Consider the following 16,659-nt stretch of genomic DNA (forward strand, 5'->3'; position numbering starts at 1 on the left):
TAGGGATTAAGTTGTTAGATTTTTCATTTTTTGGTTCATTAGTCAATTTCGCTTACATAACGAAAAACTAGAAAAAAAGAAAAAATTATTACGATTTTTATCATCCTAATGTCGCGATAAGATGAATGTGTAAATAAAATTCACGTGATTAGGAGATAAAATAATGGGATCAGATTATTCATATCAAAGTAAATCGATATGGCAATACAAGGAATTCACTTTATTACTTTCGGCGAGTTTGTTATTAAGTATAGGAAATAAAATTTATGAATTATTGTTACCATTGATTATGTACGATCAATCCGGTGGTTCGGCTATCGTGATGACTTCGATGAGGACAGCTGAATTGTTACCAAATTTATTTTTCGGCATTTTTATTGGGGTCATTGTTGATCGAGTAAACAAGAAGACATGGGCGATTATGATGATCTTATCTCAAGCCATCGTTCTCCTAGGTGTGTACCTTATGTTTGGAACAGGGGTATACAAACCAATGATATTTTATCTAGCTGGTTTTATTCTCATGACATTAAATTATGGATTCTTTAATACTCAGGTAAGTTTAATAAAATTAAGTGTTCCACTTAATATGCTGACCTCAGCTAATGCCAAATTCTCTTTTGTCGATACTTTTGTTAATATTATGGGGCCTGTATTTCTAGGCATTGTCTTGTCTTTTTTAAGTATGACACAAGGAATACTCGTCACGATCCTTTTATACATGACCGCCTTTCTATTAATCAAGTATCTTTCAATCTCTGAAATTCAGAAAGTGGCAAGCAAAAAGTCTTTTTGGTCCGATTTCAAAGAAGGATGGTTTGCTTTCAAAGACAATCAATATTTGAGAACGATGACCATCTATGTCATCCTTGTGAATAGCACGATGTCTGTCGTAAGTACAACCATCCTATTTTTCGGTATAGAGAATTTAGGTTTATCGAATTCATCCCTTTCGATCATCTTATCTATTGCAGGAGTTGGTGGCTTAGTAGCGAGTTTGACAATTAATGAGTTGAGGAAAAGAATGAAATTGGGAGTGCTATTCGGTATCGCAATTTTTTTAAATGCAGTAGCTTATATAGGTTTGTATATGACAAATCATCTCTTACTCTTTGCAGTATCCTTATTTGTTCTTGGGTATGCAACGACTATTTATATCATTAGTGCGTATACCTTTAGACATGAACAAACACTCACACATTTGATGGGAAGAATAGGTGGAATAACCGGGACTTTATTTAGAATCGGTATGCCAATCACCATGCTAATTTCTGGGTGGATCATAAATTTTTGGGGATCATCATTCGTATTTCTTGGTGCAGCGATTATGAACCTTCTTGTTTTCATGAGTTATTGGAAAACAAGTCTCTCTAAATTAAAATAGAAGCTATATAATAGCTTATAAAAAGCCTAAAAGTGATGAGTCTACTCACTTTTAGGCTTTTTATCCCACCTTAACGGCAAGTAAAGATCCACCTCAAGATACAGGTGGGGGATCAACTGCCCGTAAAGATCCGATTGGTTCAGGCTTTCCATCAATTAGGATGACGCAGGCTAAAAACCAGGCGTCCTGTCGCAGAACGCCTGCACTAATACATCCTGTGCGTCGAAAAACTTCCCACTGTTGAAAGTTTCACATTATTAATGTTGGGATGAAAGTTTTTCGGAAGCGGCTTTATTTCCTTGTTTTAAATGCTCTGTTAACCAGCCGCTTTTAATTCCCCATAGATAGAACACAAATCCAAAGATAGCTATCACTAAAAAGTCATATCCAAAAGGAATAATATTTAATCCACCAAATTTACTGCTGCCGATCCAAGATATCATAATCATGAAAAGCAAATAGGCGATCAGCCAAATCCCTGCTTTTAAGTCTTTTGCAAATCCTTTGAAATGATCTTTTACTTGATAGTAAAAATAGAGTGGCAAGCCAATAATGATAATAAATGTGACCTTACCGGTAAGTGGCCAAGTGGCCCAGTAGTAAATTAGTGAAGCAGCGATAAAGGCTATCGGTGCAATGATATGCATTCCTTTGATTTGTAGCGGGTGCTTAATGTTATCGCCAAATTGTCTAAATACCATGACACAAACGGGCCCTGTAACATACGAAATTAATGTGGCTACAGAGATAACACTAGCAAGAGATCCCCATCCGCGGAAAAGAAAGAGAAAGATGTAAGAGACAACGAGGTTAAACCACATTGCGGCTCGTGGAACTCCAACTTTTGAATTGACCTGTCCAAAAATCGGTGGGAAAAATCCATTTCTCTCCATTCCGTATATCATCCGTGCTGTGGTAGCTGTATATGTAATACCTGTACCAGAGGGTGATACAAAAGCGTCAGCAAATAATAAAAGAACTAGCCAGTTTAACCCAAGAGCCATGGCCAAATCGGCAAAAGGAGAGCTGAGATTTAAATGTGACCATCCGGATTTTAACATTCCTTCTGTAACGCCGCCAAGGAACGTGATTTGTAAAAGGACATAAATAACCCCAGCAATCAGAATAGAGCTAATGACCGCTATTGGTATGGAGCGTCCTGGTTTTTTTGCTTCACCAGCGAGGTTAATCGGGCTTTGAAATCCATTAAAGGCAAAGACAATGCCAGAAGTAGCGACGGCTGTTAATACACCAGACCAACCATTTGGCATAAATCCACCATGTTCAGGTGCTATAAAATTATGCGTATTGAACCCTGTATACATTATCCCTACAATTACCATAACCGGAATAATAAATTTAAAAATAGTAATAGTGGAATTAACTCTAGCAAACAAACTGACGGTAAAATAATTTAAAAGGAAATACACGATAACTAAAAAAGCAGCAATAATAAGACCTGGGAAGGTTAATTCTGAGCCATTGTAAAGCTGGTGAGTCCATTCAAAATTCCATGAACTTAAATATTGGGTCGAAGCAACAGCTTCAACTGGAATAACGGATACGATAGCAATCCAGTTTGCCCAGCCAGAAATAAAACCGACGAGTGAGCCATGAGAGAATTGCCCATATCGTACCATTCCTCCGGACGCTGGAAACATTGCGCCAAGTTCAGCAAATGTTAGTCCAATAAATAAAATAATAATCATACCTAAAATCCAAGAATAAATCGCAGCAGGACCTGCGACACTAGCCGCTTTCCAAGAACCAAAGAGCCAACCAGAACCAATGATGGAACCGAGCCCTGTCATCGTAAGAGCAAATGTGCGGATATCACGACGCATTTCATTTTTCATATTTTTTCACCTCTCTAAGTTGTCATAATGTGAATTGCGAACGAAAAAATATTATCACTTAAAAATTTTTCATTTTCACATTTCCTCAGCTATCTATCAATTAAACGGACATTAAACAATTTTATCACTTTTTTGTGAACTTGTCTTATATTTTGACTAATTATTGTTCTAATTAAATAAAATATGACAACAATTTGTTAAAGTTAGTCGAAAAAAATTTAAGCTATGAATGATCATTTATTCTTAAACCCGTTAAATTGTTTGATGAAAATACCATTTTTATTCATAAGCTAAATGCAGAGACGTAAATAATATGAATAGAGGAATAAAGCTATACTCAAAATACGACTATTAATGCCATTCAGGTTATAGGAATCGGAATGTTTATCAATTGGGAATTTAATAACTAGTTTAATCTTTACGGAAAAGGGGTAAGAGACGTTTAAAGATGTATGTTTTCAGAGGGTGAAGTGAATTGAGAAAAGATAATGATAATAACAAAAAGGACCACAAACTCACGAATGAATCAAAATATATTCAGCAACACTTAGCAAATGAACGTACCTTCCTTGCCTGGATACGAACTGCAATTGCCATCATTGGGGTAGGCTTCTTGGTTACTAATTTGCATTTTAATATGAGATCCAGTCTTTCACCACTTGGTGATTTATTAGCCGATTTAATTGGGTTATCATCTGTAGGGTTAGGTATATTAACCATCATGTTGGCTATTTTTTCATATTTTAAAAAAGTGATTACCATTAATGATCAAAACTTCCAAACACCAAAAATTACAATTATTCTACTTGGCTTTTTTGTTATCTTGATTGCACTAATTTTTGGTATCTATTTTTTAATATTATAGGATTGTTTTAAAAAAATGGATAAATGTTTCTTTCTAAACTTCGGCTATCCATTCACTTTTTTCACCATACTAAAACAGGAGGTGGAAAAAATGACAATTGTACGACTTGGTTATGTTGCTATGAGCATGGAACTAAAAAATGCCTCTCCATCAAAGACGATGACATTTGCCCAGTTCCAAAAATTATTGAACAGGGAAGCGGCATTACGAAAATTGGAGCGTATTGCACAACTAAACTTACAAAATACTCTGAGACTATTGAAGCATAACTTAGCGTCTAGGATTCACTTTTACCGTTTAACTTCACGTCTCATACCCTTAGCAAATCATGAGGAGTTGCTTGATTGGGATTATATGAAACCGTTACAGGAGAATTTACGTGATATAGGGGGTTTTATAAAAAAACATAAAATGAGAATTGATTTTCACCCAGATCACTTCGTCCTACTTAATTCCCCTAAAGAAGATATATTGAAGAATGCAATTAAAACGCTTAAACTTCATTATTTACTGTTAAAGGGGATGCAGTTAAATCCTATACATCGATGTGTAATCCACGTCGGAGGAAAATATAAAGAGACAGAAAAGTCACTCGAACGTTTTATTGATAATTGGATGATCGTTCCTAGATCCATTCAAAAAACGATCATGCTGGAAAATGACGATACATCATTTACATTAGAAGATACACTCTATTTATGTGAAAAATTAGATATTCCGCTCGTTTTTGATTATCATCATCACCTTGTTCATCATCATTCTAATTGGGAAGAAGATTGGGATCGAGTGGTTCAGACATGGAGACATTCCCCCTTGCCTATTAAGATGCATATCTCAAGTCCAAAAAGCGATAAAGAGGTTCGACATCATTCGGATTATGTAGACATAGATATGTTCTTCAAATTTTTAAACGTCATAAAAGGAAGCATTCCACAAATCGATTGCATGATTGAAGCTAAGAAAAAAGATGAAGCCCTTTTTAAATTAATGGATGAAGTGAGAACAAGGAAGGATGTTGAAGTGATTGATGGCTCGTCTTTTTTATTGAAGTAAATGTCATAATTTATGAGTCAAGCGACTTACCATTCTGGGTAATACCAATCAAAGAAGAACTTAAAAATAAATGACTTTCCAAAACTAACAATTATTTCGATAAAGATACTTATTAGGGTGTCTTTTCTTTTTATTATGGGCAACATAACTATAAATGAACCTTTTAGGAGGTGATGCCCTGTGACATCTAAACAAGAACCCAATCGATTAATCGCTGGAAAGTCTCCATATCTTCTTCAACATGCTTACAACCCTGTCGATTGGTATCCATGGGGTGATGAAGCATTTGAAAAAGCGAAACGTGAAAATAAACCCGTTCTCATTTCGGTTGTATAGCACATGCCATTGATGTCATGTCTGTAATTAACAGCATTTTTTTGTATTAATGAGTTATTGAGGAGTATTGTAAGGGCAATGGTGGTTGGATAAATAGAAGTAGAAGTTTTTATTAAGGCGAAATAGGAAATGGATTGTCAAATAATTGGTTAAGTGGGCAAGTGAACTCAAATATTATTTTGATTTTTGTTTTCAAATTATTTATAAATATCACCACGGCTGTCTAAATCAAATACAAAAATCACAACTTCTTTATCTATGATCGTATATAAAGCTCTGTATTTACCGACACGTAATCTATAGGAATCTTCATATCCAGCTAATCTTTTTATATCTAAATTTCGAGTTCCATATGGGTCCTCGGCAAGTTCCAATAAAGATTTTTTAATTCTATCTTTTGTGTTTCTATCTAACTTTTTCAAATACTTACCTGCACCTTTAGAAAAGCGGATTTCATACATTACTTTCACCATCCTCGAATACATCATCAAAAGTTAGGTATTCCCCTTTTGAATATTCCTCCAACGATTTTTCCAAGTTCTGTTTAGATTCCTTGTCTAAAACAACCTCTTCCTTTATTTGCTTGTTTAGTTTATCTAAATACTCTTTAACTTTTTGGTACTTTTCGACTGGCATATTATCAATTTGTTTAAATAAATCCCATTTTGTAAGTCCCATATTTGTTCCTCCCGAAAGTAAATATTTGCTATAATTATATCACGTTTAGTCTTAATTATCAGTAAAGAGATAAGGACATATTCCATTTCTGGGTACATTTGATTTGTACGTGTCATTTATACCTTTTGGGTAAACTAGATTGTAATAATAAAAAAATGGAGGTGATGCCCAATGACATCTATACAAAAACCCAATAGATTAATCGCCGAAAAATCTCCCTATCTGCTTCAACACGCTTACAACCCTGTCGATTGGTATCCATGGGGAGACGAAGCATTTGAAAAAGCGAAACGTGAAAATAAACCCGTTCTCATTTCGGTTGGCTATAGCACATGCCATTGGTGCCATGTCATGGCCCATGAATCGTTTGAAGATATGGATACTGCGCGGATCATAAATAAGCATTATGTTGCGATAAAAGTGGATCGTGAAGAACGACCGGACATTGATGCCGTTTATATGACCGTCTGCCAAGCATTAACGGGTCATGGCGGTTGGCCGCTAAATGTTTTCATCACACCAGATCAAAAACCATTCTATGCAGGAACCTATTTTCCTAAAACATCCATGGGTGGAATACCAAGTTTTAAAGATGTTTTACTCTCTCTTTCGAAGCAGTATCAAGAAGATCCGCAAAAAATTCAAGACGTTGGTCTGTCTATCGTCGAGGGATTATCTCAACAGTCAGCGAACGAAAAAAAACTGACTAAAGACATTTTTAGTGAAACTTTTGAACAATTTTTAGGATCGTTTGATACTTCTTATGGTGGTTTTGGTTCTGAACCGAAATTTCCTTCACCTCATCAACTGACCTTTTTACTTCGCTATTTTCATTGGACCAAAAACGAATCAGCTCTGAAAATGGTAACAAATACGTTACATAGTATGGCAAAAGGGGGCATCCGAGATCATATTGGCGGTGGATTTGCACGGTACTCAGCAGATAAAAAATGGCTTGTTCCTCACTTTGAAAAAATGTTATACGACCAAGCTCTAATTACACTTAGTTTTACGGAAACCTATGTATTAACAAAGGATCCGATTTTCAAAGAGGTGGTATATGACATCATTCAGTATGTAGAAAGAGAGCTATTAGACGATAAAGGCGGGTTTTACTGCGCTGAAGATGCAGATTCAGAAGGGGTCGAAGGAAAATATTATGTATGGTCTCCATTAGAAATATTAGATGTCTTAGGGGATACCCTTGGTGAGGTATTTTGTGCTGCTTATGATATTACTGAGGAAGGAAATTTTGAAGGGAAAAGCATTCCTAACCAAATTAACGTCAATTTAGACGAAGTCATGGATACATTTGAACTATCAGAGGAAGAGATGACGAACCGTTTTAATGAAGCAAAAGAGATTTTACTAAGTCACCGAAACAAACGAATTCATCCACATAAAGACGACAAAATATTAACATCTTGGAATGCGCTAATGATTGTGGCATTAGCTAAAGCGGGACAGATTTTTGAGGACGAACATTTTATAAATTTAGCGGAAGACGCTTTTGATTTTATCGAATCGACTCTAACGAAAGATGGAGAGTTGATGGCTAGATACCGATTAGGTGAGATAAAACATCACGCTTACTTAGACGATTATGCCTTTTTGGCTTGGGCATGTGATTCCTTATATGACGCCACCTATCGTATGCCGTATCTTGAAAAGATGCGTCACTATGTAGACAAGATGATTAAAAAATTTGAGGATAAAGAAAAGGGCGGTTTCTATCTTAAAAGTGTCTCAATGCCAGATTTAATTTTAAAAACAAAGGAAGTTTATGACGGTGCAATACCATCTGGAAATAGTGTTGCCTGTTATGTTTTATATAGATTATCAAGACGATTAGGAAACACAATATATGAACAACATATGAGTCGTGCTATTCAGGCTTTTTCTGATCAAGTCGCATCGTATCCGATGGGATATTCGTATTTTCTTTCGAGTATTCTTCAACCATATGCGGAACCAAAAGAACTCGTGATTGTTGAAGGAGAAAGTCGTCAAATTAAAAACAATGAGTTGAAATTAGGCCAATTATTTTTGCCGAATGTTGTTGTCATTTCAGGAACGGAGGAAGAACTAACACGATTAAATTCTGATTATCAAGCATATAAAGCAATCAGTGATCGAACAACCTATTATCTATGTCAAAATTATCAATGCCAAGCACCAACAAATGATGTTAATAAAATAATAACTCAATTATAAGGAACCAATCTATCCTGCATTATTGTAATAAAAACACCTTTCCAATTTTAGGATAAGGCGTTTTTTATTGGAAATAGCCGTAAAGCTCGAATGGTTTCAAAGCAATTTTCAATGGGATGATAATCCGCTTTTGATACAGAACTTTTAATATTTGATAACTTTTTATTATCTCTGCTTAATGTAGCAAACCAACCGCCAAATTCATGATCTACAAAAAAGTTCCATGCATAGTTGAAAACGACTTCATAATTGGCCCAATATTGTTTGTTTCCGGTTCTTACAGCAAGTAAAGCCGAAGCTCCAATCGCTTCTGTTTGGACCCAATAATATTTATCTGTATCAATGGGTTGGTTTTGATAGAGAGAGTAGTAAAGACCACTAAAGGCGTTATCCCATCCCTTACTCATTCCGAGTCGATATAACTGTTCTGCTTTTGGTAATATCCAAGGTTCAGGAGCATAGCGTTCAAGCATCACGAGCAATTTACTCCATTCGATTGAATGTCCAGCAATAAATCCAAAAGGTCTTATTTCATCATTTTTCGTATTAAATTTATTATAGTTCCAATCAACCGTCCAATTAGAATGATAGTTTTCCCAAATCATGTCGCCTGTTTGAGAAGTCAATTGTAGGGTCACGTTTTTAGCAAGTAGGAGGGCTCTTGATAAATACTTCTCTTCTTGAGTGACTTCATATGCCGATATGAGCGCTTCGCACATATGCATATTTCCGTTTTGACCACGATACGTAGACAGTTGTTTCCAATCTTCAGTTAAGCCATCAATATAGAGTCCATAGTCGGATTGAAATAAATAATCCTCCATTGTAAGGTAGATATTATTTATGATGGGTTTTGCAAAATCAAAACCTGCTTCAAGGGCTTTTGTTGCTGCTAACAATGCAAACGCATGACCATAAGTGTACTTGCGACTATCTTTTACTTTTGTTCCTTCAAGAATCCAATAATATCCGCCGTTTTTTCTATCTAGAAAATGATTTTGTAAGAAATCGAGTCCATGCAATGCGGCATCACGGCACCAAGATTTTCCACTAAGGATATAACCGATACTGAAGTTATAAATGAATCGGCAAGTTCCAACAAGGTTTTTTTGTGGATCCGGGCATAAATCCCCATCATCATAATAACAGCTATAATATCCGCCATTTTCTTTATCAATACAAATGGGATAATAAAATTTTAAAATATCGAAAATATGGCTCTTAAGCCAGTCTTGGTCCTTAAAATCTATTTTTTTTTGCATTAAAACGACTCTCCTTCGTTAGTCAATATGTAATACATTCATTCCCTAAAGAGTATTTTCAAAACTATAAATTAGAAGATTATGTATAATGAAATTAGCGGACCAATACATATATATATGAAAATTTTTGAGAGAAGGTCGTCTATGTCAGAATGGTTAACGATATTTAACGATGATGGAATAAACATAGGGATTAAGGAACGTGATCAAGTTCATCTAGATGGTGATTGGCATGAGACATTTCATTGCTGGCTTTTTGAAACTGATCATCAACGAATAAATCTATATTTTCAGAAAAGGTCTCATACTAAGAAAGACTTTCCAAGTTTATATGATATTACGTGTGCTGGCCATATTGACCATGATGAAAAAGTGATTGAAGCGGGATTGCGAGAACTTCAAGAGGAATTAGGTGTCATTCTAAAAGAAAAAGATATAATCTATGATGCCGATTTTAAAGAAACGATTCAGCTAGATTCGTTTTTTGATAGAGAGATTTGCCACCTTTTTTTCATGAACTTGACTGAATGTAAGTTAAACTTATTGAATATAGGTGATGAAGTTGAAAGTATAGCAAAAGTGGATATCAATCTATTTGAGCAATTAATTAAAAAAGAGAGAATGGACATTCCAATGCTAGAATTAACTAAAGAAGGTTTCATTCAGAAAAAGGTTACAAAATCCTCGTTTTGTCCTCATGATCATGAATACTTTAACCATATTATACAGGTATGTAAGAAACTTTCTTAGTTTCTCTATATTATATTGAAAGGATGGATTGATATGATGTGGAAAACCGTTTGCTTTGATTTTGATGGAACACTGGCAGATACATTACCGTTCACCTTTCATTGTTTAAAGGTAAGGATGTTCATGATTTAGAAAGATACGAACAACTAAGACAACTTAGTATACAGATTATGGAAACCTATTCGGGTGTAAGTAGGGATAAAATTGCTCTAACATTTGCTAGTGATACAGGATACGCTACGCCAAAAGTAGATATCCGGGCCGTTATTTTAAATGAAGAAAAAGAAATTCTTCTTGTTCAAGAAAAGAGTGATGGTAGATGGGCACTGCCTGGATGATGGGCCGATATCGGATATTCTCCATCAGAAATTGCGGTTAAAGAGACCAAGGAAGAATCTGGTTTAACGGTTTCACCGATTAGACGACTTGCTGTCATGGATAAAATGAAACATCATCATCCGCCTGAACCATATCATATTTATAAATTGTTTATCCAATGTGAAATCATAGGCGGGAAGATGATGAGTGGGGTTGAAACTAACGAAGTTCGCTTTTTTTCTATAAATGCGCTCCCAAATTTATCATTAGAACGAAATACAATTCAACAACTTCTCGATATTTATCAGTTAGCGATTCAATCAGATCATGCCGTTATTTTTGATTAATAAATGTAAATAACCTCGAAGCGTCAAGCATATATATATATTAATACAAAATGACAAAAGAGGTGTCAGTATGCCTTGTGTGAATGGTAAACAGTATATTAATCGAATTGATCAATTAAAATCCAATGTTTGGATTAATGGTCAAGAAGTGACTGGTAATATTTCTGAACATTCATCATTTAAAGGCATTATGAAAAGTCAAGCCTCGCTTTATGATTTACAATGCCGGGAAGACATGATAGATATCATGTCGTATTTATCTCCAAAAACAAATGAACGAGTAGGCATGTCGTTTCTACAACCAAAAACACGCAAAGACCTTGAAAAGAGACGGAGAATGATTGAAACTTGGGCGAGGCAAAGTGCTGGCATGATGGGTCGTTCCCCAGACTATATGAATACGGTGCTGATGAGTTTTTCTGCTGCGGCCGACTTGTTTTCAGATCCAAAAGGTCAGGAGAATTTTGTCAATTACTATGAATACTGCAGAGAAAATGACTTATCATTGACACATACGTTTATTAACCCTCAAGTCAATCGATCATCAAATTATATAGATGATTCGGATAAGACCATTTCCGCTCGTGTCATAGATAAAAATGAAAATGGAATTATCGTTCAAGGAGCAAGATTGTTGGCAACGCAAGGAGGCATAACAGATGAAATTCTTGTATTTCCTCCTGGTGGAAATCAAGTTGATACATCACTGTGTTATGCTTTTGCCATTCCATCGAATTCACCTGGCTTAAAATTTCTATGTCGCGAATCTTTTGATTACGGGCATGATGAATACGATCATCCGCTTAGCACAAGGTTTGATGAAGTGGATGCCGTTGTTGTATTTGATCATTGTGAAGTTCCTTGGGAACGAGTTTTTATTTATGGCGACCCTTTTTCTGTGAGCCTCCTTTATAGTGAAAGTGGATTTTTTCCACATCAAATCCATCAAGTCACAACAAAAAATGTGGTAAAAACAGAATTTGTTTTAGGCGTTCTTCAGTCAATTGTTGATACAATTAATATTGGAGAATATCAACATATACAAGAGAAGATAGTCGAAGTGGTGATTGCTCTTGAGACATTAAAAGGGTTTTTAATTTCATCTGAAACAAGTGCATCGCAAGATCGATGGGGATTTATGGTTCCAGACCGCAACCCTCTTTATGCTGCTATGGCTTATTTTCCAAAAATTTATCCGAAGTTCATTGAAATCATGCAGTTGATTGGTGCAAGCGGGTTAGTTTCGATTCCGACAGAACGGGATTTTCGTTCAATCAATCATAACGAATTAAATAAATATTTGCAATCAGCAACATTGAAAGGATATGAAAGGGTGAAATTATTTCGATTAGCCAGTGATATATGTATCAGTGCCTTTGGTGGGAGACAGACCTTGTACGAACGCTTTTTCTTTGGCGATTCGGCAAGGTTATCCGGAACGGTTTATCGTGAATATGATCGATCATCCTTTGTTGATTGGGTTAAAAAATTTTTGCATCAGTCATGAATGTTCTTACATTTTTGGATAAAAAGCGATCGATTTCTATGCTCAGGTCATGACCAAGTAACTTAAAAAACCCCAAGCAATTAGCTTGAGGTTATGTTCAATAGGGTTCTTTCCCTTCCTTGGTGATTAAGTCAAAAATTTGATTGGATTCAAAGTAATCGAAGAGTTGATTTAACCATTTATAGTACTCAATTGCATAGTTAAATTTCTCTAAATCACGAAGAATGGTTTCTTTTTCATCAATCGTTAAATCTTCCTCTAATACCGTTTTTAATTCTCGTATAGATTGATTTATGGCTTTCACATTTAACGAAACCACTTTACGCCACTCGTTAGAGAAAAAATCAATAAAGATTTGATACCAGTCCTTTTTCGCTTCATAAAGATCTTTACGAACGCCTTTCTTCCAAACCTTCTCCACCATATTAAGATCTGTTAGCGTTCTTACAGACGTACTCATACTTGTCTTGCTCATTTTTAATTCTTCTTTCATCTCATCAAGTGTCATAGGTTCGTTATTAAAAAAGAGTGTCCCATAAAGACGTCCAATTGAAGGTGTAACACCGTATAAGTACATGTTATGTGAAATGGTTTCAATGACACGTTCTCTCGCTGATTCCATAATCGTTTTTTTATCCAATTTCATAACCACCATTATTATTTTTTGTTGTTTTCTATAAGTTATTTTACCCATTGTTGATAAATAATGAAAGAATCAATTTGATACGGAAAATCGAGTAATCGGGAGGATTACTTAGAAAACGAGACATAAATTACATACAGAATAAACTGTACGTACAAAATGAATAGTTTTAAAAGTATTTAATGTTTGCTATTATGTTTTAACTCACGTTAGAATAATAAAGACGATGATGCTTGAGCAAAATAGAGAAGGGTTATTTTTTTTGAAAAAATTGAGGTGACTAAATGAACAAGATTGATGTTAAAAATATAACGAAGGTTTTTGGGAAAAATCCAAAACGTGCAGTTGATATGTTAAAACAAGGATTAAAAAAGCCTGAGATATTTAAAAAAACTGGCATGACCGTAGGTGTCAATCAAGCTGATTTTCATGTCAAAGAAGGTGAGATTTTTGTTATCATGGGACTTTCAGGTAGCGGAAAATCCACATTAGTCCGCCTTTTAAATCGTTTGATCGAGCCTACATCAGGTGAAATTCACATTGATGGTCAAGATATTACGAAAATGAATAAACAAGATTTAAGACAAGTTCGTCAGAAAAAAATCAGTATGGTTTTTCAGCGTTTTGCTTTGTTTCCCCATCGTACCATTTTAGAAAACACAGAATATGGGCTCGAAATACAAGGTATGGGTAAGGATGAACGTCGTAAAAAAGCAATGAAAGCCCTTGAACTTGTTGGACTAAAAGGTTATGAACATCAGAACCCTAATGAACTATCAGGTGGTATGCAACAAAGGGTTGGGTTAGCTCGTGCACTTGCAAGTGATACAGATATTTTGCTCATGGATGAAGCTTTCAGTGCATTAGACCCATTAATCCGTAAAGACATGCAAAATGAATTGTTAGACTTACAAAGCGACATGCATAAGACGATTGTGTTTATTACTCACGATCTTGATGAGGCTTTGAGAATTGGTGATCGGATAGCGTTAATGAGAGATGGCTCGATTGTCCAAGTGGGAACTCCTGAAGAAATTATGATGAATCCAGCTAATCGTTATGTTGAAAAATTCGTAGAAGACGTTGATATGAGTAAAGTTATCGTGGCAAGTAACATAATGATACGTCCAGAAACAATACTTATTGATCGTGGTCCAAGGGTCGCGTTGCAACTTATGCGTGATGAAGGCATTTCTTCTATCTATGCCATTGATAAAGGTAAAAAATTTCTTGGGATTATCAGCGCTGATGACGCATTAGATGCGACTAAAACGGGCAAGTCCTGCCGAGAAATTGTCAAAGAAATTGGGACGGTTAAACCGGATACTTTATTAAACGATTTATTTGAGGATATGAACCATTCACCCGTTCCACTACCTGTGGTAGATGACGAAGGCAGACTCCGAGGTATTGTTAAGCGTGCTGAAATAATTGCCGCTTTATCTGGAGATCAGGATGCTCTAAATGGAAATGAGGTGAAATTATGAATGATCATTTATTACCAAAAATACCTCTTGGGCATTGGATAGATCTATTCATTCAATTTATTACAAATAATTTTGAAGGTTTCTTTGGCCAGATTGCAAGTGGTCTAGCAGGTTTTGTTGAATTACTTGTCACGGCATTTGAATTTATCACCCCAATTGGATTTATTATTCTTTTTACGGCCATCGCTTTCTGGCGTCGGGGTTGGGGTGTTGCGTTGTTTACTTTGCTAGGACTAGCTTTAATTTATGACCTTGGATATTGGCATAATGCCATGCAAACCTTCTCTCTTGTCGTAACATCGGTCGTTCTCTCTATTGTTATCGGGTTACCTCTTGGGATCATTGCAGGAATTAATAATACATTTAAAAGTATTATTACACCGATACTTGACTTGCTACAAACTATGCCATCTTTTGTTTACCTTATTCCAGCTATCTTTCTTTTTGGAACAGGGATGGCGCCTGGCGTTGTAGCAACCATTATTTTTGCCATACCGCCAACCATTCGTTTAACGAATTTAGGGATTAGGCAAGTTCCAGAGGATTTAGTTGAAGCTTCGGAATCTTTTGGTTCTACAACCATGCAAAAATTGTTTAAAGTACAATTACCTCTTTCTATGCCTACTATCATGGCAGGAATCAATCAAAGCATCATGTTAGCGTTGTCTATGGTCGTTGTAGCGTCTCTTGTTGGGGCTCCTGGACTGGGAGCTGACGTTAACTTTGCAGTAACTTCTTTAAGAACTGATATTGGTTTTGAAGCTGGTATAGCTATCGTGATTATTGCGATTATGTTAGACCGGATTTCACAAAATACAAGAAGCAAAAAACAATAGGAGGATTTTTTTATGAAGAAAATTAGTTTAAGCATCGTGGCGCTGTTTGTTGTCATTGGTATGGCACTGTCAGGATGTGGAAGTAATGGGAATGATAAAAATAAGTCTGTTGGAGATCAAACGAATCATACAATTACTGGTATTGATCCTGGTTCAGGGATAATGAAGGCTACTGACAAAGTGATTAAAGATTACAATCTAAATGATTGGAAAGTTCAATCAGGTTCAGAAGCAACTATGACAGCGTCACTTGATAAAGCCATAAAAAATAAAAAACCGATCATTATTACAGGTTGGACACCACATTGGATGTTCTCGAAATACGATTTGAAATACCTTAAAGATCCAAAGGGTGTATACGGTAAGAATGAAGAAATTCATACGGTTATCAACAAAAATTTCGCGAAAAAAGATCCTAATGCTACAAAATTCTTAGATCAATTTACTTGGTCTCCAGAAGATATGGGTAAAGTTATGCTTGATATTCAAAATGGAAAAAGTGAGCAAAATGCAGCGAAAGCATGGATAAAAGCGAATCAAGACAAAGTTAAACAGTGGACAAATGGGGTCAACAAAGTAAACGGTAAAACGGTAAAATTAGCCTATGTTAGCTGGGCATCTGAAATTGCAAGTACAAATGTTGTTGCAGAGGCTCTACGTGATCTTGGTTACAAAGTGAACTTAGAACAATTAGGTGCAGGACAAATGTTTGCAGGACTCGCAAAAGGCAGTGATGACGCGATAGTGGCTGCTTGGTTACCATCAACTCACGCTGATTACATGAATGAATTTAAGAACAAGCTAACGGATCTTGGTCCTAACTTGAAAGGTACTAAATTAGGTCTTGTTGTTCCAAAATATATGAAAATCAACTCAATTGAAGATTTAAAAACAAAATAACAAAGATCATAAAAGAGGAGCGGCGATTTAAGCCGCTCCTTTTTGAAGTTTAATGATAAATATAAATAACATTATGTAAACTAATTCAATAATGTATAATTAAATAAACATTTGTTTAAGGGATATGTTCGGTTAAAATAGCTACCAGTTATTTAATAAAAATTTTAAGGCAAATTATCTAACGAACGCGTATTCGTTATGTTAAAATGGGAATATGATAGTT

Annotated in this window: 16 protein-coding genes and 1 pseudogene; 12 read left to right on the forward strand and 5 right to left on the reverse strand. The window is 35.5% G+C overall.

The window, feature by feature from the left end; genetic code table 11:
• Positions 1-163: 163 nt before the first annotated feature.
• A complete protein-coding gene (locus FG390_RS02480; protein WP_141189419.1) occupies positions 164-1,384 on the forward strand; it encodes an MFS transporter in 1,221 nt (406 codons plus the stop codon).
• Between the two features lie 257 nt (positions 1,385-1,641).
• Here the strand turns inward: FG390_RS02480 and FG390_RS02490 are convergent, their stop codons facing one another.
• A complete protein-coding gene (locus tag FG390_RS02490) occupies positions 1,642-3,240 on the reverse strand; it encodes an APC family permease (RefSeq protein ID WP_141189420.1) in 1,599 nt (532 codons plus the stop codon).
• Positions 3,241-3,715: 475 nt separating this feature from the next.
• Between FG390_RS02490 and FG390_RS02495 the strand changes: the two genes are divergently transcribed.
• The 3 genes and pseudogenes from FG390_RS02495 to FG390_RS02505 all read left to right on the forward strand — a co-directional run.
• Positions 3,716-4,105, forward strand: coding sequence for a YidH family protein (locus FG390_RS02495; protein WP_141189421.1), 390 nt, complete (start codon positions 3,716-3,718; stop codon positions 4,103-4,105).
• 90 nt (positions 4,106-4,195) lie between these two features.
• Positions 4,196-5,158 (forward strand): UV DNA damage repair endonuclease UvsE, encoded by a 963-nt coding sequence (gene uvsE / locus FG390_RS02500; RefSeq protein ID WP_141189422.1) that lies wholly within the window; start codon positions 4,196-4,198, stop codon positions 5,156-5,158.
• Between the two features lie 180 nt (positions 5,159-5,338).
• Positions 5,339-5,504 (forward strand): annotated as a pseudogene (locus FG390_RS02505) (DUF255 domain-containing protein); the annotation flags it as partial.
• A gap of 187 nt (positions 5,505-5,691) precedes the next feature.
• Here FG390_RS02505 and FG390_RS02510 read toward each other — a convergent pair.
• The gene (locus FG390_RS02510) at positions 5,692-5,967 is read right to left on the reverse strand and encodes a type II toxin-antitoxin system RelE family toxin (RefSeq protein ID WP_219995039.1); all 276 of its coding nucleotides are present in this window, start codon (positions 5,965-5,967) and stop codon (positions 5,692-5,694) included.
• On the reverse strand, positions 5,948-6,172 hold the full coding sequence (locus FG390_RS02515) for a hypothetical protein (protein ID WP_141189424.1): 225 nt from the start codon (positions 6,170-6,172) through the stop codon (positions 5,948-5,950). The genes FG390_RS02510 and FG390_RS02515 overlap by 20 nt, the downstream gene beginning before the upstream one ends.
• Positions 6,173-6,343: 171 nt before the next feature.
• Between FG390_RS02515 and FG390_RS02520 the strand changes: the two genes are divergently transcribed.
• On the forward strand, positions 6,344-8,386 hold the full coding sequence (locus FG390_RS02520; RefSeq protein ID WP_141189425.1) for a thioredoxin domain-containing protein: 2,043 nt from the start codon (positions 6,344-6,346) through the stop codon (positions 8,384-8,386).
• A 47-nt stretch (positions 8,387-8,433) separates the two neighbouring features.
• On the opposite strand, the gene FG390_RS02525 is transcribed toward FG390_RS02520, so the two are convergent.
• Positions 8,434-9,648: an AGE family epimerase/isomerase gene (locus FG390_RS02525; RefSeq protein WP_141189426.1), complete on the reverse strand. Its 1,215-nt coding sequence runs from the start codon at positions 9,646-9,648 to the stop codon at positions 8,434-8,436.
• Positions 9,649-9,792: 144 nt separating this feature from the next.
• Here FG390_RS02525 and FG390_RS02530 point away from each other — a divergent pair, with 144 nt between their 5' ends.
• From FG390_RS02530 to hpaB, 4 genes are all read left to right on the forward strand, one after another.
• Positions 9,793-10,398, forward strand: coding sequence for an NUDIX hydrolase (locus FG390_RS02530; protein WP_181406331.1), 606 nt, complete (start codon positions 9,793-9,795; stop codon positions 10,396-10,398).
• A gap of 101 nt (positions 10,399-10,499) precedes the next feature.
• A complete protein-coding gene (locus FG390_RS15995) occupies positions 10,500-10,736 on the forward strand; it encodes an NUDIX hydrolase N-terminal domain-containing protein (RefSeq protein ID WP_246092631.1) in 237 nt (78 codons plus the stop codon).
• Between the two features lie 96 nt (positions 10,737-10,832).
• Complete coding sequence (locus tag FG390_RS16000; RefSeq protein ID WP_246092633.1) at positions 10,833-11,063, forward strand: NUDIX hydrolase; 231 nt, start codon at positions 10,833-10,835, stop codon at positions 11,061-11,063.
• 70 nt (positions 11,064-11,133) lie between these two features.
• Complete coding sequence (hpaB, locus tag FG390_RS02540) at positions 11,134-12,570, forward strand: 4-hydroxyphenylacetate 3-monooxygenase, oxygenase component (RefSeq protein WP_141189428.1); 1,437 nt, start codon at positions 11,134-11,136, stop codon at positions 12,568-12,570.
• Positions 12,571-12,667: 97 nt separating this feature from the next.
• Here hpaB and FG390_RS02545 read toward each other — a convergent pair whose 3' ends face one another.
• Entirely contained in the window at positions 12,668-13,216 is a 549-nt protein-coding gene (locus FG390_RS02545; protein ID WP_141189429.1) for a GbsR/MarR family transcriptional regulator, read from the reverse strand.
• A gap of 281 nt (positions 13,217-13,497) precedes the next feature.
• Here FG390_RS02545 and proV point away from each other — a divergent pair, with 281 nt between their 5' ends.
• Genes proV through FG390_RS02560 form a run of 3 tightly spaced genes read left to right on the forward strand, consistent with a single transcriptional unit; the run spans position 13,498 to position 16,436 of the window.
• A complete protein-coding gene (proV, locus tag FG390_RS02550) occupies positions 13,498-14,700 on the forward strand; it encodes a glycine betaine/L-proline ABC transporter ATP-binding protein ProV (RefSeq protein WP_141189430.1) in 1,203 nt (400 codons plus the stop codon).
• Positions 14,697-15,536 carry an ABC transporter permease gene (locus FG390_RS02555; RefSeq protein ID WP_141189431.1) on the forward strand — a complete coding sequence of 280 codons (840 nt, stop codon included), beginning with the start codon at positions 14,697-14,699 and terminating at the stop codon, positions 15,534-15,536. The genes proV and FG390_RS02555 overlap by 4 nt, the downstream gene beginning before the upstream one ends.
• Before the next feature lie 12 nt (positions 15,537-15,548).
• Positions 15,549-16,436 (forward strand): glycine betaine ABC transporter substrate-binding protein, encoded by an 888-nt coding sequence (locus FG390_RS02560; protein WP_141189432.1) that lies wholly within the window; start codon positions 15,549-15,551, stop codon positions 16,434-16,436.
• The last annotated feature ends 223 nt before the right edge of the window (positions 16,437-16,659 follow it).

This window comes from Terrilactibacillus laevilacticus, from assembly GCF_006517395.1.
Lineage (GTDB): Bacteria > Bacillota > Bacilli > Bacillales > Sporolactobacillaceae > Terrilactibacillus > Terrilactibacillus laevilacticus.